Origin of the sequence: Xenorhabdus sp. KJ12.1, from assembly GCF_963876495.1 — a bacterium.
Classification (GTDB): domain Bacteria; phylum Pseudomonadota; class Gammaproteobacteria; order Enterobacterales; family Enterobacteriaceae; genus Xenorhabdus; species Xenorhabdus stockiae.
The window spans coordinates 33,780-51,279 of record NZ_CAWNQH010000065.1 but is presented as its reverse complement, the minus strand read 5'-3'; the positions used below and the strand labels follow the sequence as shown (position 1 = coordinate 51,279).

The following is a 17,500-nucleotide window of genomic DNA, read 5'->3' as shown; positions in this document are numbered from 1 at the left end:
TAAGAGCAGATTTTTCATTTCATACCATTCATAATTAAATAGCCAATAATTTACTTTTATGCTACAAGTTTATCAAATCTCTATCAGTGGGTAGGCTAGCATTACCTTCATGAATTCTTCCGGTAAGAAGCAGTTTATGTAGGCTCTTTAGTATTGTAAAAAATAATGAATTTTTAGTGTGATGGGTCTTGCTATTTCTGAACTTGAAGTGCAAAATGCCGCCCACTAAAAATAACTGATGTGTAATTATGCATCAGTTATTTTTTTTGCATTGAGTTATTTTTTACAACACCGAGAGGCCGGATATTTTCCGGATCGATACTGACCATAAGCAGCGACTATTAAAAAGGCTGCTGTACTGAGGAACGCAATTATGGAGCAATTATTCGCTTTTGCACTTGTGCCAATCGGCGCTAGCTGCTGCAACGATGACTATGGGGCATGGTCCTCAGTTAATTCGTTATCTCCCACCTTTTCTTTCTTTTCTGTTTATAGACAGATGCGAAGTCTACCCAGTAACTATCGATTAAGTAGTTGTAGTAATGCCCAGATCGAAGTTATGGGAGGTTTCGCTCATGTCGCATAATCCTACTGCTACTCTCGGTACTGTTCAGGCAAGTGCCAGCAATCGTGTTCAACTGAGAAGAACACTGACCTTATTTCAGGTAGTCATGATGGGCCTTGCTTATATGCAGCCGATGACTATTTTTGACACCTTCGGTATTGTTTCCAAATTGACGGATGGGCATGTTGCAACATCTTATGCTATTGCGTTGATTGCTATTTTATTTACAGCTTTGAGCTATGGGAAACTGGTAAAAAGATTCCCGTCAGCAGGTTCTGCCTACACTTACGTACAAAAATCAATGAATCCCCATCTTGGGTTTATGGTAGGTTGGTCATCTTTGTTGGATTATCTGCTTATGCCGATGATCAACATCCTGCTGGCAAAAATTTACCTTCAGGCTATTTTCCCCGGCATTGATCCGTGGGTTTTCGTAGTGGGTCTGGCGGTGTTAATGACCGTTTTCAACCTGAGTGGTATTAATGTTGTTGCCAATCTTAACGGTCTTATCGTTGTAGTACAGATTGCTGTTATGGTGGTGTTCGTCGGTTTGTTAATGCACGGCATACATAACGGTGAAGGTGCAGGCACATTATGGAGTGCCCGACCATTTACATCAGAAGAAGCACAATTAATTCCAATGATTACAGGAGCAACGATACTCTGCTTCTCATTCCTTGGTTTTGATGGCATTACGTCTTTGTCTGAAGAAACGCCTAACGCGGGCAAGGTGATCCCAAAAGCGATTTTCCTGACTGCATTAATCGGTGGTGTTATCTTTATTGCGGTATCTTATTTCCTACAGCTCTATTTCCCTGATGTATCCCGGTTTCAAAACCCGGATGAATCTCAGCCAGAAATTATGCTGTTTGTCGCTGGGGCGTTATTCCAGGCTATTATTCTGGTCTTCTCCTGCGTCACGGTAATGGCTTCCGGTATGGCTGCGCATGCAGGTGTGGCTCGGTTGCTCTATGTGATGGGACGTGATGGTGTACTGCCAGAGAAAGTTTTTGCTTATGTCCATCCCAAATGGCGTACACCTTCAATCAACGTTATTCTGGTCGGAATTGTTGCACTATCAAGCGGATTTTTAGACTTAGTCACGGCAACAGCGCTGATCAATTTCGGGGCATTGGTGGCATTTACTTTCGTGAATTTGTCGGTAATTGCTCAATTCTATGTTCGTGAACGCCGTAACTCGACGTTGAAAGATACTATCAATTTCCTGCTTCTGCCTCTGTTTGGTGCAGGAACAGTGGGTGTACTGTGGATGAATCTGGAAGCCAGCTCTATGGAATTAGGTTTGATTTGGGGGGGAGTCGGTCTGCTTTATATGTTCTTCCTGACCCGTAGTTTCCGTCAACCTATGCCACAATTCAGTGAGCCTGTATAAGATACACTGCTATATAACTCTTCCGAAACAGCACCCGTCAGGTGCTGTTTTTTTATGGATAATAAATTAAAAAGTCACAATAATAGATTGAGCTTCATCCTTTGCTAATTTCGTCACCAATATATCCATCTGGCTCTGTATAAGGTAAGAAAACCATTATGAATGATGCTAATACCCCACAAAATCAGCAACTCATAGCAACTCTTACTCACATTGTGGGTAGTGCTCATATTCTCACCGAGCCACAGAAAACAGAGCGTTATCGCACAGGCTTTCGCTCTGGGCAGGGAAGTGCTCTTGCTGTTGTCTCTCCCGGCTCATTACTGGAGCAATGGAAAATTTTCAAGGCATGTGTAGATGCAGACAAAATTGTTTTAATGCAGGCGGCGAATACAGGGCTAACCGAAGGTTCTACTCCCAATGGTGATGATTATGATCGCGATATTATCATTATCAGCACACTGAGAATGGATAAGATACAGTTTCTTGAATCTGCCAATCAAGTCGTTGCTTTTCCGGGCAGTACATTATGGCATTTAGAAAAAGTGCTAAAACCTCTGGCGCGTGAACCGCATTCAGTCATTGGTTCCTCCTGCATTGGCGCATCGGTTATAGGGGGAATTTGTAATAATTCTGGTGGCTCTCTGGTGCAGCGTGGCCCTGCTTATACAGAAATGGCTTTATATGGGCGAGTGAATGAGAAAGGCGAAGCTGAACTTATTAATCACTTAGGCATAGCTCTGGGTGACTCACCGGAAGATATTCTGACCTGTCTGGAAGAGCGGCGCTATCGTGCGGAAGATATTCAACAAAATGGCAGAGTGGCTTCTGATCATGAATATGCTCATCGTGTGCGTGATATTGAGGCGGATACTCCATCGCGCTTTAATGCTGATGAGCGCAGATTATTTGAGACTTCCGGTTGTGCTGGGAAACTCGTTGTTTTTGCCGTGCGATTAGATACCTTTCCGGCAGAGACTCTTAATCAGGTATTCTATATCGGTACTAATCAGCCAGAAGTTTTGACCGAGTTACGCAGACATATTTTATCGAATTTTAAATACTTGCCGGTTGCTGGTGAGTATATGCATCGGGATATTTTTGATATTGCTGAAGTTTATGGTAAAGACACTTTTGTGATGATTGATAAACTCGGTACAGATAAAATGCCGATGTTTTTCAGTATAAAAGGACGGCTGGATGCCATATTCGGAAAAATTCCTTTTTTGCCTCCCCATTTAATAGATCGCGTAATGCAGTGGTTAAGTGGTTTACTGCCTTCACATTTACCAACGCGACTTAAAACTTATCGTGATCGTTATGAACACCACTTGATGCTGAAAATGTCTGGTGAAGGAATAAAAGAAGCCAGTGAATGGCTGGGAAATTATTTCAAACAGGCTGACGGAGATTATTTTTCTTGTACGCCGGAAGAAGGAGCTAAAGCGTTTTTACATCGCTTTGCGGCAGCAGGAGCAGCAATCCGATATCAGGCAGTACACAGTGACGAAGTGGAGGATATCCTGGCGTTAGATATTGCTCTGCGGCGTAATGATCAGGAGTGGTTTGAGCGTCTGCCACCAGAAATTAATGAAGCACTGGTTCATCGTTTATATTATGGGCACTTTATGTGTCATGTATTTCATCAGGACTATATTGTCAAAAAAGGTAAGGATATTAAGGCACTAAAAGAGAAAATGCTGGAAATCCTAAATCAGAGAGGAGCCGAATATCCTGCTGAACATAATGTTGGTCATCTGTATAAAGCTAAACCCCAACTTAAGCAGTTTTATCAAATGAATGATCCTACTAACAGTTTGAACCCGGGTATTGGTAAAACATCTAAATTAAAAAATTGGGGGGAGATGCGGGGAGAAGAATGTCCTGATAAATGTTCTGTTCACCAACATGGTCAGAATAATGGATAACGGGCGGATAAAGACAGAAAAAGACAAAATTTTGTCTTTTTCTGTACTGATTTAAATTTACTCAGCCAGTTGAACTGCATAGTCTATTAATGCTTTTAACTGACGGCACTTTTCTTCATCAGATTGATGTTCAATAAAGAGCCGCTCAATAGTTGCAAAATATTGAGTGATATTTTCCTGAGTGAATATTTCCCGGCGATGCTGTAACCAACGCTGCTGTTCACCATAATCCAATGTTGCCGGATAATTTCTGGCACGATAACGGAACAGGAGATCTTTAACACGAGAGTCCTGAAATGTTAAATCCAGCGCAGGCAGATTTTGAGGTGTGGTTTCACGAATAATTTCCATTGCGGTTTTATCGGCATCGCTGAAGAAGCCACTATATAGTTTGGCATCAACATTATCGGATTCAGGAAATTCTTCTGGTTGGGAAAATAACTCGACTACTTTTTCCCGGATTTGTGGATTGTTACGTAAGATAGCCAGATTTTGTGCGCACTGATTACGATCCAGCCCAACTCGCTCCGCATCCTGTGGGCGTAGAGTATTTTCAGGTGCAATGATCGGACATTTATTGATGTGCACTAGTTTGATGGGAACAGGAGACTGATCCGGCTGCAATTTATCCCGGCGGGTATACAGGCGCTCACGTAATTCATTGGCATCCAGCTCCAATAAAGGCGAAATATCTCCAGCCAAATCGCACATAATAACAGCATTTCTGTTTGTCGGGTGCCATGCTAAAGGTGCTATCAGGCTGATATTACTGCGTAAAGATCCGAACATGCCTGATACATGCACCAGAGGCTTCATTTGTGGAATATCAATCTGATTGCTGATTTTCTGCTTATTTCTTAGCTGGAAAAAATAATCAAACAATTTAGGTTGTGCTGCTTTAATCAGTTTCGCCATAGCAATAGTCGCGTAAACGTCTGACATAGCATCGTGCGCATGAGTATGCTCGATTCCATTTGCTTTTGTCAGTTGTTCCAGCTTAAAACTGGGTAGTCCGTCATCATTTTCCGGCCAGATAATGCCTTCCGGACGCAGGGCATAGCAGGCGCGCAACACATCAAGTAGATCCCAGCGAGAATTACCTTTTTGCCAGCTGTAGGCGTAAGGGTCATAAAAATTGCGATAAAAAATATTGCGGCTGACTTCATCATCAAAACGGATATTATTATATCCGAGGATGCAGGTATTGGGTTTGCTGAATTCAGTATGGATCAGGCGTGTAAACTCTGCCTCATTCACCCCTTTTTTCAGAGCCAGCTGGGGAGTAATTCCTGTGATCATGACAGCTTCAGGCTCAGGCAGATAATCATCAGCCGGAGCGCAGTACACCACTAGAGGTTCTTCAATGATATTAAAATCACTATCAGTTCGAACGCCTGCAAACTGTGCAGGGCGATCTAAGGCAGGATGTATGCCAAAGGTTTCATAATCATGAAAGTAAAAAGTGGGGTTTTTATCGTTACTCAAGGCAATTTTGCATCTGTTGTCTATTGGTTGGAAGATATGGTAAACCATATCTGAAACAATCTGAATACTCGAATCATATGGAGAATGAAAGTAATGATAGAAGTTACCGAAGAGCTTCCAATGGCGCAGGAATATATCATGCTGCGTGAACGGGCAGGGTTATCGGCTAAATCCATTGAAGCAGCAGAAAAAGGATTACCCAATTCATTGTTTTCTATTTGTTTACGTGATGAAGATAAATTGATCGGTATGGGAAGAGTTATTGGTGATGGGGCCTGCTTCTTTGAAATAGTAGATATTATGATTGACCCTGACTATCAGAGCAAAGGGTTAGGGAAGACAGTAATGAATCGGATTGATGCCTGGCTGGAAACTCAGGCTTTGCCGGGCTCTTATGTTTCTTTGATTGCCGATAAACCCGAATTTTATGAAAAAATGGGGTATAAACTGACATCGCCGCAAGCACAAGGAATGTATCGTCGGTTAAAGTAGGTGAAATAAATTAAAAAATATTTAAATATCATCGAAACTAGCTTGTTTATATATTGCCTGAGATTGTATTGTGTAATCAGCATAAAAAATTATCATTCTGATTAAGTAAAGGTGTGAAAAATGGACAACGCGAATAAACCAACATTCCATAATGTCTTAGAGTTTGTACGTATCTTCCGTCGAAAAAATAAATTACAGCGTGAGATTGTAGACAACGAGAAAAAGGTCCGTGACAACCAAAAACGTGTATTGTTGCTGGATAATCTCAGTGATTACATTAAACCGGGAATGTCAGTTGAAGATATTCAGGGAATAATTGCCCATATGCGCAGTGACTATGAAGAACGGGTTGATGAATATATCATCAAAAATGCTGAATTATCCAAAGAACGCCGGGAATTATCTAAAAAGCTCAAAGCAATGGATGGCGGAGTAAAATAAGATATTTGCTAACCACGCCATCAGGCGTGGTTACTTTATCAGTTCCAGTTAGGCTTTAATTCAGGGTCAACCAGAGCATAAATCTGAGAGTAAGTCTCTTTATCTTCAGTCATTTGATTTAATTGCTGAGCAACATCTTTACGGCTTACCATACCGTGAACTTCTCCTTGATAACGCTGACAATGACCTGTGCCAGCCTGATCAGTCAGCCCTCCCGGACGAATAATAGTGAAATCTAATCTACTGGTTTGCAGATAGCTTTCTGCCAGCGATTTAAGTCTGACAGACTGGCCGAATAATGATTTGGCTCGTGGTGATAAAGTATGCCAGCTATCTCCACATCCGATGGATGTAACCAAAAGCATTCGTGAAATCTGAGCCTTTTCCAGTGCATCTATAATGGCCATATTACCAAGGTGGTCTGAATTACCGCCCCCAATAGTTGAAAAAACAATCGGGTTTTCTCCGGCATGCTCAATCACTTTTTCTATGCTTCTGCTGTCACAGGCATCACCCTGTATTACGTTTACGCCTATTGAACTCAGTATTGCTGCCTGCTCTTCATTACGGATTAGTGCGGTAACAGGACGATTTTGTTCTAGTGCGATATTAACCAAATGGCGTCCGATACCTTTACCGGCACCAAAAATTAACCAGGGCCTCACAGATGTGACTTCACTCATAATAATTCACCGTTTTAAATGATAATTATCTGAGTTTATTGGAATTAAGGAGCAAAGGAAATGAGACAGACTGGCTTTTGTGAAATGTTTGTGGAGTGAGAGAGAAAAATGGCTCCTGAGTGCAGGAGCCATTTGATTTTTATAAGAAATTACAATATGTAATTACTCAAATATTTGTGGTTTTGACATCCCGGATGTTGCGACACTTGTTGCAGAGTGACCACCCGCACCACCTTTCCCTTTAAATGGATGAGCAGGGCGCTCCCATTCACTAATAATGACTGGCTGTGCAGCCATATCCGGTGCCGGAGCCTTAGTCATTGGGGAGTAAGAGTGATGATTTTTTGCCACGATAACCTGAGACTCAGTAGCTTTTGTCTCTTTCGCTTTAACTTCTGCTGTCTGAGAGCATACTTCCGTTGCGACAGTCGGCTGTTCTTCATGATTTTCCTGTTCAGCGATAGAGTCCACAATGATAGGTTCTACTACGTGAGCAACTTTTTCCTCAGAATCATATTGCATTGTGTTAGGTGCAGTTTCAGCCTGATTTGAAACCTCATGGCTGACAACAGACTTGGTAGCTTCTTGAACAGGCTCATCAGTCTGCCCAGAAACTGACTCAACAACTGATTCTGTAGATTGGGTCACTGATTCAGGTGTCGCATCTTCATAAGCAACTGCGGTTTGTTCTGTAGCTTTAGCTTCTGCAAAAATAGGTGCTGGTTCAGCAGATTTTGCAGCAACAGGTACTGGCATAATTTCAACAGCTTGTTCCGATGCAGCTTCTTCAATTACAGAAAATTCTGGCTCAGAAGTCGTGGCCACTGGTGTGACCGGGTAACGAACCCAGACTTTACCGGATGCTAACTCAGGTGAGGCTACCGCAACTGCCAGAGGTACCGGTGACTGAGTCAGATTGCGCTCATCGCGATAACGACGACGGCGTTGCCCACTGACACGCAAATGACGTGGCGAACGGCGGGAACGACGTGGCATGATATTATCTTGCTGTTCGCTATTTTGCTGAGAACCGTTTTGTTGTGAGCCAGGCACAGCAGCGTTTTGTTCAGCAGTATCCTGAGCAATAGATTCATTTGCCGCGATAGGTTGAGTTGTTGCTTCAGTTTCTGTATTGATAACAGCTGGAACAGAAGCTTTTTTCTCTTTTTCCGCGATTACAGGTGCAGAATCAGATGTAACTACCGGCAGTGCCGTAATAGTTGTTTCTTCTTTCACGCTATCTGTAATACGAATCTTTTGCTCAAGCTGGCGACGCTGGCGCCGTGGCATAACAGGTTGACGTTCCTCAATTTCTTCTTCCGGAACTTCAGGTTTAATTGCCTGTTGAGCCTTACTTTCCAACTGTTGCTGGCGTTTCTCTTCCTGACGGCGACGTTGGCGCTCTGCACGTTGCTCGCGACGCTGTTGCTGCTGAGCCTCACGCGCTTCATTATCTACCGCAGTATTATCCTGAACGTTATTTTTCGCCTGAGTATTACGACCTTTACGCTGTTCATCACGCTCGCGATTGTTACGATTTTCATTCTCGTTACGCTCACGACGTTGGTTTTGGCGGCGTGGATTACGGCGATCTGATGAACGACGACCATCATTGCCAGAAGGTCTCTTGGCTTTTTCCTGAGGCTGCTTCTCTTCTTCACCACTGAATACTTTTTTCAGGGCATTTAAGAAGCGACTGAATAGGCCAGGTTTTTCTGCTTTTTGATGACTATTTGCTTTGGCTGCGACTTTTTTCTCTTTTGCTTTTGCTGCGGCAGGAGCTGGGGCTTCAGCAGGCAAATCAAAAGTGGAAATAGCGGGTTGTTCAGGACGTTTGCGTTCATGCTGCACATCTTCCTGAATATTTGCCATTTCTGTTTCATGAACCTGTGGCAACTGATAGCTTAGGGCCGAGATTTCTTCGCCTTTACGAACTCGTAAAACGGAGAAATGCGGTGTCTGCATTTGATCGTTTGGCACGATAACAATACCAACGCCACCCTGACGATGTTCAATCGCACTGACAGCTTTACGTTTTTCATTCAACAGATAGGAAGCAATCTGTACAGGAACAATAGCATGAACCTGATGAGTATTTTCTTTCAGGGCTTCTTCTTCTATCAGGCGAAGAATCGACAGAGAAAGTGACTCATTATCACGAATGGTTCCTGTGCCGCTACAACGAGGGCAAACATGGTGGCTGGATTCACCCAGAGATGGGCTTAAACGCTGGCGTGACATTTCCAGTAAGCCAAAACGGGAAATGCGGCCAATCTGAATACGGGCGCGATCCTGACGTACTGCATCACGCAGGCGGTTTTCAACCTCGCGCTGATGACGTACTGGTGTCATATCGATAAAGTCGATAACAATCAGACCACCAAGGTCACGCAGGCGTAATTGACGGGCAATTTCATCTGCGGCTTCCAGATTCGTATTAAAGGCAGTTTCTTCAATATCGCCGCCACGGGTTGCACGGGATGAGTTGATATCAATTGCAGTCAGGGCTTCAGTAGTATCAATGACAACTGAGCCACCGGAAGGTAATCTTACTTCGCGCTGGAAAGCAGATTCAATCTGCGATTCTATCTGGTAGTGGCTGAACAGCGGGACTTCACCGCTATACAGTTTAATTTTGCTGGCAAAATCAGGACGACCGAGGGCAGTGATGTGCTGGCGTGCTAAATCAAGAATCTTCGGGTTATCGATGAGAATCTCACCAATATCGGGACGCAGGTAATCACGAAAAGCGCGTACAATAACGTTACTTTCCTGATGAATTAAAAAAGGAGCCGGATGGCTGTTGGCCGCTTTTTTGATGGCTTCCCAGTGTTTCAGACGAAAATTCAGATCCCCCTGGAGGGCTTCTGCGGATTTGCCGACACCAGCGGTACGAACGATAAGCCCCATACCTTCGGGTACATCAAGGGATGAGAGAGCTTCTTTTAATTCGATACGATCATCACCTTCGATGCGGCGTGAAATACCGCCAGCTCGCGGATTATTCGGCATCAGAACCAGATAACTACCTGCCAGACTGATAAAGGTCGTCAAAGCAGCACCTTTATTGCCCCGTTCTTCTTTATCTACCTGAACGATGACTTCCTGACCTTCTTTAAGGATATCCTTAATGTTAGGACGGCCATGGGCATGGTAATTATTTGGGAAATATTCACGTGCAATTTCTTTTATAGGCAGGAAGCCATGTCGCTCTGCACCATAATCAACAAATGCGGCTTCAAGGCTGGGTTCAATCCGTGTAATTTTACCTTTATAGATATTGGCCTTTTTTTGCTCGTGTCCAGGACTCTCAATATCCAGATCATAAAGACGTTGCCCGTCAACAAGGGCAACACGCAACTCTTCCTGCTGGGTTGCGTTGATTAACATTCTTTTCATTCTAACTTACTCATTATTTTTACATTAGTATAGAGCTATGAGTAAAAAGAGGAGCATTTACTGGAAACCGATGGCCTCGTGTCTTTTACAAAACCGTCAGCCTCACGGCTATCGGTTGTATAGAGGCGCCTAAATGTCGGCGAGCCTGAATTTCATTTCTTTCATTGGAAGAAACGCAGCGCTCTTTGTTGGGAGATACTGTAATAAATTAGTACAGGTTTTACCCAATCCAGTAAGTAGCAACTCACAGCCCATAAATTGTTTGATTAAACATTACGTCTTACGCCATTGCTGCGTTTTTGTTCAAACAAACAGATAACAAACAATTTCAATCTGCCATTCATAGTTTAGTAAATCGTGGCCGGAAAGCATTATTCCATTGCTATTGGGGTGATAGCAAGGTGACTTTATCTCTTTAAGAGTTTTTTATCATGAAATAGTGATAAGTTGTTAATCTTTAGCCTTTATTCTAAGGCAATTTAATAATAAAGAATAAAAATATGGATATTATTTATACATGATTTAAAAATGAGTGGCACTCTGTTTGCGGGATAATTAAAATTGCGCCCATGAAAACAAATAATCAAGTTGTACAGTTTGTCACTATTGATGACGATGAGGCCGGCCAGAGAATTGATAATTTTTTGCTGGCTCGATTAAAAGGTGTACCTAAAAGCATGATCTACCGGATCTTGCGTAAAGGTGAAGTTAGAGTCAATAAAGGAAGAATCAAGCCTGAATATAAATTGACAGCAAACGATGTTGTCAGAATTCCGCCTGTCAGAGTGGCGGAAAAACAGGAGGTTCCTGTTTCTGCCAAGTTGGGTAAAGTTGCCGCGTTGGCAGAATGTATTCTTTATGAAGATGATTATATATTGGTCATTAATAAGCCTTCAGGAACAGCTGTGCATGGTGGGAGCGGGTTAAGTTTCGGTGTTATTGAAGGATTACGGGCATTACGTCCCGAAGCTCGCTTTCTTGAGCTGGTACACCGTCTTGACCGTGATACTTCCGGGGTTTTGCTGGTTGCGAAAAAACGTTCTGCTCTACGTTCATTGCATGAACAATTACGCTTGAAGCAAATGCAGAAAGATTATCTAGCTTTGGTGCGTGGGCAGTGGCAATCTCACTGCAAAGTCGTACAGGCACCTTTGTTAAAGAATCTTCTGCAAAGTGGTGAAAGAGTCGTGAAGGTCAGCAGCGAAGGTAAACCTTCTGAAACGCGTTTTAAGGTGGAAGAACGTTACGCGTTTGCTACATTAGTCCGGGCCAGTCCTGTAACCGGGCGTACCCACCAAATCCGTGTTCATACTCTGTATGCGGGGCACCCGATAGCATTTGATGATCGTTATGGTGACAAAGCGTTTGACGGGCAGCTTGCAGAAACAGGGATAAACCGTCTGTTTCTGCATGCCAGTTCACTGAAGTTTACGCATCCATCAACCGGTGAAACGATGCGTTTCGAAGCACCAATGGATGCGGCATTACGACAATGCTTAAAAAAATTGCGACAAATGTAATGCAATAATCATTTGTTTAATAATGTGCCGTCAGGGGGTTTACCCCTTGACGGGTAAGCATTTCAGTTAGTGTGATTAATGGCAGACCAACTAATGTATTGGGGTCTTTGCCATCTAGCTTTTCAAATAATGTGATCCCTAAGCCTTCACTTTTAAAACTGCCAGCACAATTAAACGGTTGTTCTTTTTCCAAGTAGCCGATGATTTCAGTATCAGTAAGCTCTCTAAAATGGACATGAAATAGTTCACAGCGAGTATCAGTACTTCCGGTTTTGCTATTGAATAATGTAATGCCGGTATAAAAAGTGACACACTGACCACTGGCTTTTTTTAACTGTGCGAAAGCATTCTCAAAATTATGCGGCTTTCCTGTTAATTCTCCATTTAAAATACAAACCTGATCTGAACCTATAATAAGATGGCTGGAATAATCCTGTTGTAATGCTGTAGCCTTTTCTTGTGAAAGCCGCATCACTAATTGTTCAGGATTTTCATTCTCCTGTGGGCTTTCATCAATATTTGGTGCTGCACAGGTAAAAGGCAGGCCAATTTTTTCCAGTAATAAGCGGCGATATATCGAAGTTGATGATAAAACAATCGGAAGCATCATTTTTCCATAAAATACGTAGAGAAATATTTGCAGGCATTTTAAACTATGCACCGCTTATTAAGCGAATATTTGGTGGAAAGGTGCAGATGTGTGGCCTTTTTCTTTGACTATATCCCGTTACAAAGATAATATGCGCGCCTTATGCAGAAGGTAAAATTACCCCTGACCATTGATGCACTTCGTGCAGCCCAGAAAAGATTAGACTACACTGGCAGTTATTCTGCTGAACAGGTGTCTCGTCTTATAGAATCAGTGGTCAGTGTGGATAGTGATGTAGATAACTCATTATCATTTCAGATTGATAATCAGCGTCTGGCAGTTGTAAAAGGGCATTCAGATGTGGATGTTACGCTTGCCTGTCAGCGTTGTGGTGGTAAATTCAGTCATCATGTTCACACAACGTATTGTTTTAGCCCGGTCGTCAATGATGAGCGGGCCGAAGCATTACCGGAAGAGTATGAGCCAATTGAGGTTAATGAATTTGGCGAAATAGATTTACTGGCAATGATAGAAGATGAAATAATTCTTTCTCTGCCGGTAGTTCCGGTACATGATTCTGAACACTGTGAAGTGTCCGACGCGGATATGGTGTTTGGTGTACTGCCTCCTGAAGCAGAAAAGCCAAACCCATTTGCCGTATTAGCCAGTTTAAAGAAAAGTACTTAAGGAGTAAGGTCGATGGCCGTACAACAGAATAAACCAACTCGTTCTAAACGTGGTATGCGTCGCTCTCATGACGCACTGACTGCAACAAAAGTCTCTGTAGACAAAACTTCTGGTGAAACTCACCTGCGTCACCATGTGACTGCTGATGGCTACTACCGTGGCCGCAAGGTAATCAACAAGTAATTCAGCTAGTTATTAGCAAGTTGATATCTTGGCTAATCTAACCTTAGCGTTAGATGCTATGGGCGGGGATTTTGGTCCTCGCGTCACGGTGCCTGCTGCATTGCAGGCACTGGCATCTAATCCGCGATTAAAACTACTGTTGGTCGGTGACCCCGAAGCCATTTCTCCTTTGCTTGCAAACAAAAATGCCGAGCTGCTCAGCCGTTTGCAAATTATTCCTGCGGAACATGTTGTTGCCAATGATGTTAAACCGTCTCAGGCAATTCGTTCCAGTCACGGTACTTCGATGCGTATTGCACTAAATCTGGTGAAATCAGGTGAAGCGCAGGCGTGTGTCAGTGCAGGAAATACAGGAGTATTGATGGGGCTGGCTAAACTGATGTTGAAATCGATAGAAGGAATTGAACGGCCAGCCTTGGTGACGGTCATACCAAATCTGAAACAACAAAAAACAGTAGTATTAGATTTGGGCGCTAATATTAATTGTAATAGTCGTATGTTAGTGCAATTTGCCATTATGGGCGCTGTAATGGCAGAAGATGTTGCGGGTGTAAAAAATCCACGTGTAGCATTACTTAATATCGGGGAAGAGGAATCCAAAGGGCTGGATAATATCCGCGAAGCCGCCATAACCTTGCGGAATAGTGAGTTAATCAACTATATAGGCTATGTGGAAGGAAATGAGCTGTTAACGGGGAAAACAGATGTCCTCGTGTGTGACGGCTTCGCAGGTAATGTTACGCTGAAAACAATGGAAGGCGCGATCAGAGTGATTCTGTCTCTGCTTAAGTCACCGGAAGGGCAAAAGAAAAAATCGTCATGGTTGATGAAAATATTTAGGAAGTTTTTGCTTAAACTAATAGCAAAACGCTTCGGTCATCTAAACCCTGATCAGCATAACGGCGCAACACTATTAGGATTGCGTGGTATTGTCATAAAAAGTCATGGTGCCGCGAATGAAAATGCTTTCAAAGCTGCAATTGAGCAAGCTGTTCAGGCAGTAGAAAAGCAGGTTCCTGAAAAGATTGCAGCCCGACTGAATGCAGTATTACCCAAGAGTGAATAAGCATAAATGTATACAAAGATCTTAGGCACAGGCAGTTACTTGCCGTCTCAGGTGCGTACTAACGCAGATTTAGAAAAAATGGTGGATACGACTGATGAGTGGATTGTCACTCGAACTGGTATCCGTGAACGTCGTATCGCCGATGAAGGTGAAACGGTGGCAACCATGGGATTCAGGGCTGCTGAACAAGCCATAGAAATGGCAGGCATCGATAAAACGCAAATTGATTTAATAGTTGTTGCAACAACAACGGGAACGCATGCTTTTCCCAGCAGTGCCTGCCAGATCCAAAAACTGCTAGGCATTAACGGTATTCCGGCTTTTGATGTTGCGGCGGCTTGTGCCGGGTTTACATATGCATTGAGCGTAGTTGATCAGTTTATAAAAACGGGTGCAGCCAAATGCGCACTGGTTATTGGTTCTGATACGCTTTCCAAAACGGTGAATCCAGAAGATCGTGGTACCGTTATCCTTTTTGGTGATGCAGCAGGAGCGATGGTGGTAGGAGCTTCGGAAGAGCCTGGTGTTCTATCAACCCATCTACATGCTGACGGTCATTATGGCGAATTATTATCAGTGCCACATCATGATCGCCAAAAAATGGATACACCAGCATACCTTACGATGGTTGGCAATGAAGTATTTAAGGTTGCTGTGCGAGAATTAGCGAATATTGTTGATGAGACATTGGAAGCTAATGGTTTGGCTCATTCCCAGCTTGATTGGCTGGTTCCCCATCAGGCGAACTTACGTATTATTTCAGCGACAGCTAAAAAACTGAATATGACGATGGATAAAGTTGTCGTGACACTGGATCGTCATGGTAATACCTCAGCTGCATCTGTCCCGACTGCATTTGACGAAGCGATCCGTGATGGAAGAATTCAGCGTGGCCAACTTGTTTTACTTGAAGCATTTGGCGGTGGCTTTACCTGGGGCTCAGCGCTAGTACGTTTTTAACTTAACAGGAAGATAAACATGTCTGATTTTGCAATGGTATTTCCCGGCCAAGGTTCTCAATCTCTTGGCATGCTAGCTGACTTAGCCTCGGAATTCCCGCTTGTAGAGCAAACTTTTGCAGAGGCTTCTGCGGTTTTGGGATACGATTTATGGGAGTTAGTCCAGCAGGGCCCAGCAGAAGAACTAAATAAAACGTGGAAAACACAACCTGCATTGCTGGCCGCTTCTGTTGCTATTTGGCGGGTTTGGCAGCAACAGGGAGGGAAAAACCCTTCTATGATGGCAGGCCATAGTCTTGGCGAGTATTCAGCACTGGTTTGTGCTGGCGTCATTGAATTCCAACAGGCAATTAAACTGGTTGAATTACGTGGAAAGCTGATGCAGGAAGCCGTGCCTGAAGGGCAGGGTGCTATGTATGCCATTATTGGTCTGGATAACGAATCCATTGCAAAAGCATGTGAAGAATCAGCACAAGGGCAAATTGTTTCACCTGTGAACTTCAATTCCCCGGGGCAGGTTGTTATTGCGGGCGAAAAAGAAGCTGTAGAACGTGCGGGTGCTGCATGTAAAGCAGCGGGAGCTAAACGTGCTCTGCCGTTAGCAGTCAGTGTTCCTTCACACTGTGCATTAATGAAATCCGCCGCAGACCAGTTAGCTAATGCATTACAGTCTGTTGAGTTTAAGCAGCCGCAATTCCCTGTTATCAATAATGTTGATGTAAAAACAGAAGAATCTGCTGATACAATCCGAGCGGCGCTGGTGCGTCAGTTGTATAATCCGGTACGCTGGACAGAATCTGTTGAGTATATTGCCGCTCAGGGTATTGATAACCTGCTGGAAATAGGGCCGGGCAAGGTACTGACTGGCTTAACAAAACGAATTGTTGGTACTCTGAGTGCTGTAGCAGTGAATGATGTATCATCACTTACAATTGCTCTGAATAAATGACTGAGGAAAACATGGGCTTTGATGGAAAAATTGCACTAGTTACTGGTGCCAGCCGTGGCATAGGTCGAGCGATTGCAGAATTATTGGCTGAACGTGGCGCGCGTGTCATTGGTACCGCGACCAGCGAAAATGGAGCCGAGGCAATCAGCGCCTATCTGGGCGATAAAGGCAAAGGTTTTGTACTGAATGTCACAGATTCAGAATCCATTGAACAGGCACTATCGAATATTCGTGCTGAATTTGGTGAAATAGACATTCTGGTTAATAATGCGGGCATCACACGTGACAACTTGTTGATGCGCATGAAAGATGATGAGTGGCAAGGTATTGTTGACACTAATCTTTCTTCGATTTTTCGTCTGTCAAAAGCAGTAATGCGCTCTATGATGAAAAAGCGTTATGGGCGTATTATCTCCATTGGGTCTGTTGTTGGAACAATGGGAAATGCAGGGCAGGCGAATTACGCGGCAGCGAAAGCAGGAGTTATTGGTTTTAGTAAATCACTGGCTCGTGAAGTCGCTTCTCGTGGCATTACCGTCAATGTTATTGCTCCTGGTTTTATCGAAACCGATATGACCAGAGCGTTGACAGACGAACAACGAGCGGGCATTTTATCTGATGTTCCTGCTAATCGTCTCGGTAATGCAAAGGAAATTGCCAGTGCTGTAGCGTTTCTTGCTTCTGATGAGGCCGCTTACATTACGGGTGAAACATTACATGTCAATGGTGGCATGTACATGATCTAAAAAATGAGCGAACCTGCTGCTTTTTTATGTATTTCTTATATAAAATAAGCAGTTAGTGGTTCGACCAGCCGGGATTTGGTTGCATCTTTTCCTGTATTTTATAAACTACGAAAACCATCGCGAAAGCGAGTTTTGATAGGAAATTTAATAGTATGAGCACTATCGAAGAACGCGTTAAGAAAATCATCGTTGAACAACTGGGTGTTAAAGAGGAAGAAGTTGTAACCACAGCTTCATTTGTTGATGACTTGGGCGCTGATTCTCTTGACACAGTTGAACTGGTAATGGCTCTGGAAGAAGAGTTCGATATTGAGATCCCAGACGAAGAAGCTGAAAAAATCACTACAGTTCAGGCTGCTATTGACTACGTTGAAAACGCAAGTAAATAAGCACATATACCTAGGCGGTCGTTCGA

The 17,500-nt window shown here is 43.4% G+C and carries 16 protein-coding genes; 12 read left to right on the top strand and 4 right to left on the bottom strand.

The window, feature by feature from the left end; translation table 11 throughout:
- The first annotated feature begins 575 nt into the window (after positions 1-575).
- Complete coding sequence (locus AACS92_RS09450) at positions 576-1,958, top strand: APC family permease (RefSeq protein WP_099110969.1); 1,383 nt, start codon at positions 576-578, stop codon at positions 1,956-1,958.
- A 158-nt stretch (positions 1,959-2,116) separates the two neighbouring features.
- Entirely contained in the window at positions 2,117-3,886 is a 1,770-nt protein-coding gene (gene dld / locus AACS92_RS09445; RefSeq protein ID WP_099110968.1) for a D-lactate dehydrogenase, read from the top strand.
- A gap of 57 nt (positions 3,887-3,943) precedes the next feature.
- On the opposite strand, the gene sbcB is transcribed toward dld, so the two are convergent.
- A complete protein-coding gene (sbcB, locus tag AACS92_RS09440; RefSeq protein ID WP_241537987.1) occupies positions 3,944-5,371 on the bottom strand; it encodes an exodeoxyribonuclease I in 1,428 nt (475 codons plus the stop codon).
- A 93-nt stretch (positions 5,372-5,464) separates the two neighbouring features.
- Between sbcB and AACS92_RS09435 the strand changes: the two genes are divergently transcribed.
- Positions 5,465-5,863, top strand: coding sequence for a GNAT family N-acetyltransferase (locus tag AACS92_RS09435; RefSeq protein ID WP_206602253.1), 399 nt, complete (start codon positions 5,465-5,467; stop codon positions 5,861-5,863).
- 120 nt (positions 5,864-5,983) lie between these two features.
- A complete protein-coding gene (gene tmaR, locus AACS92_RS09430) occupies positions 5,984-6,304 on the top strand; it encodes a PTS system regulator TmaR (RefSeq protein WP_012989266.1) in 321 nt (106 codons plus the stop codon).
- Between the two features lie 38 nt (positions 6,305-6,342).
- Here tmaR and AACS92_RS09425 read toward each other — a convergent pair whose 3' ends face one another.
- Together AACS92_RS09425 and rne are read right to left on the bottom strand one after the other, a co-directional pair.
- Positions 6,343-6,969 carry an NAD(P)-binding oxidoreductase gene (locus tag AACS92_RS09425; protein ID WP_099110994.1) on the bottom strand — a complete coding sequence of 209 codons (627 nt, stop codon included), beginning with the start codon at positions 6,967-6,969 and terminating at the stop codon, positions 6,343-6,345.
- Between the two features lie 180 nt (positions 6,970-7,149).
- A complete protein-coding gene (gene rne, locus AACS92_RS09420; protein ID WP_099110965.1) occupies positions 7,150-10,386 on the bottom strand; it encodes a ribonuclease E in 3,237 nt (1,078 codons plus the stop codon).
- A gap of 569 nt (positions 10,387-10,955) precedes the next feature.
- Between rne and rluC the strand changes: the two genes are divergently transcribed.
- Positions 10,956-11,906, top strand: coding sequence for a 23S rRNA pseudouridine(955/2504/2580) synthase RluC (gene rluC / locus AACS92_RS09415; RefSeq protein WP_099110964.1), 951 nt, complete (start codon positions 10,956-10,958; stop codon positions 11,904-11,906).
- Between the two features lie 16 nt (positions 11,907-11,922).
- On the opposite strand, the gene AACS92_RS09410 is transcribed toward rluC, so the two are convergent.
- The gene (locus AACS92_RS09410; protein WP_099110963.1) at positions 11,923-12,513 is read right to left on the bottom strand and encodes a Maf family protein; all 591 of its coding nucleotides are present in this window, start codon (positions 12,511-12,513) and stop codon (positions 11,923-11,925) included.
- A 144-nt stretch (positions 12,514-12,657) separates the two neighbouring features.
- Between AACS92_RS09410 and yceD the strand changes: the two genes are divergently transcribed.
- From yceD to acpP, 7 genes are all read left to right on the top strand, one after another.
- Positions 12,658-13,182, top strand: a complete 525-nt coding sequence (gene yceD / locus AACS92_RS09405) for a 23S rRNA accumulation protein YceD (RefSeq protein ID WP_099110962.1) — start codon at positions 12,658-12,660, stop codon at positions 13,180-13,182.
- Between the two features lie 12 nt (positions 13,183-13,194).
- Positions 13,195-13,365, top strand: a complete 171-nt coding sequence (rpmF, locus tag AACS92_RS09400; RefSeq protein WP_099110961.1) for a 50S ribosomal protein L32 — start codon at positions 13,195-13,197, stop codon at positions 13,363-13,365.
- 28 nt (positions 13,366-13,393) lie between these two features.
- Positions 13,394-14,431, top strand: coding sequence for a phosphate acyltransferase PlsX (plsX, locus tag AACS92_RS09395; RefSeq protein WP_099110960.1), 1,038 nt, complete (start codon positions 13,394-13,396; stop codon positions 14,429-14,431).
- A 6-nt stretch (positions 14,432-14,437) separates the two neighbouring features.
- Complete coding sequence (locus tag AACS92_RS09390; protein ID WP_099110959.1) at positions 14,438-15,391, top strand: beta-ketoacyl-ACP synthase III; 954 nt, start codon at positions 14,438-14,440, stop codon at positions 15,389-15,391.
- Positions 15,392-15,409: 18 nt separating this feature from the next.
- On the top strand, positions 15,410-16,339 hold the full coding sequence (fabD, locus tag AACS92_RS09385) for an ACP S-malonyltransferase (protein ID WP_099110958.1): 930 nt from the start codon (positions 15,410-15,412) through the stop codon (positions 16,337-16,339).
- Positions 16,340-16,350: 11 nt separating this feature from the next.
- The gene (gene fabG / locus AACS92_RS09380) at positions 16,351-17,085 is read left to right on the top strand and encodes a 3-oxoacyl-ACP reductase FabG (protein ID WP_099110957.1); all 735 of its coding nucleotides are present in this window, start codon (positions 16,351-16,353) and stop codon (positions 17,083-17,085) included.
- A gap of 152 nt (positions 17,086-17,237) precedes the next feature.
- On the top strand, positions 17,238-17,474 hold the full coding sequence (acpP, locus tag AACS92_RS09375; RefSeq protein WP_099110956.1) for an acyl carrier protein: 237 nt from the start codon (positions 17,238-17,240) through the stop codon (positions 17,472-17,474).
- The last annotated feature ends 26 nt before the right edge of the window (positions 17,475-17,500 follow it).

Bases quoted from the DNA above. Each gene is read 5' to 3' on its own strand.
- AACS92_RS09450 (WP_099110969.1), top strand. From the start codon at position 576: ATGTCGCATAATCCTACTGCTACTCTCGGTACTGTTCAGGCAAGTGCC.
- dld (WP_099110968.1), top strand. From the start codon at position 2,117: ATGAATGATGCTAATACCCCACAAAATCAGCAACTCATAGCAACTCTT.
- AACS92_RS09435 (WP_206602253.1), top strand. From the start codon at position 5,465: ATGATAGAAGTTACCGAAGAGCTTCCAATGGCGCAGGAATATATCATG.
- tmaR (WP_012989266.1), top strand. From the start codon at position 5,984: ATGGACAACGCGAATAAACCAACATTCCATAATGTCTTAGAGTTTGTA.
- rne (WP_099110965.1), bottom strand. From the start codon at position 10,386: ATGAAAAGAATGTTAATCAACGCAACCCAGCAGGAAGAGTTGCGTGTT.
- rluC (WP_099110964.1), top strand. From the start codon at position 10,956: ATGAAAACAAATAATCAAGTTGTACAGTTTGTCACTATTGATGACGAT.
- AACS92_RS09410 (WP_099110963.1), bottom strand. From the start codon at position 12,513: ATGCTTCCGATTGTTTTATCATCAACTTCGATATATCGCCGCTTATTA.
- yceD (WP_099110962.1), top strand. From the start codon at position 12,658: ATGCAGAAGGTAAAATTACCCCTGACCATTGATGCACTTCGTGCAGCC.
- rpmF (WP_099110961.1), top strand. From the start codon at position 13,195: ATGGCCGTACAACAGAATAAACCAACTCGTTCTAAACGTGGTATGCGT.
- AACS92_RS09390 (WP_099110959.1), top strand. From the start codon at position 14,438: ATGTATACAAAGATCTTAGGCACAGGCAGTTACTTGCCGTCTCAGGTG.
- fabD (WP_099110958.1), top strand. From the start codon at position 15,410: ATGTCTGATTTTGCAATGGTATTTCCCGGCCAAGGTTCTCAATCTCTT.
- fabG (WP_099110957.1), top strand. From the start codon at position 16,351: ATGGGCTTTGATGGAAAAATTGCACTAGTTACTGGTGCCAGCCGTGGC.
- acpP (WP_099110956.1), top strand. From the start codon at position 17,238: ATGAGCACTATCGAAGAACGCGTTAAGAAAATCATCGTTGAACAACTG.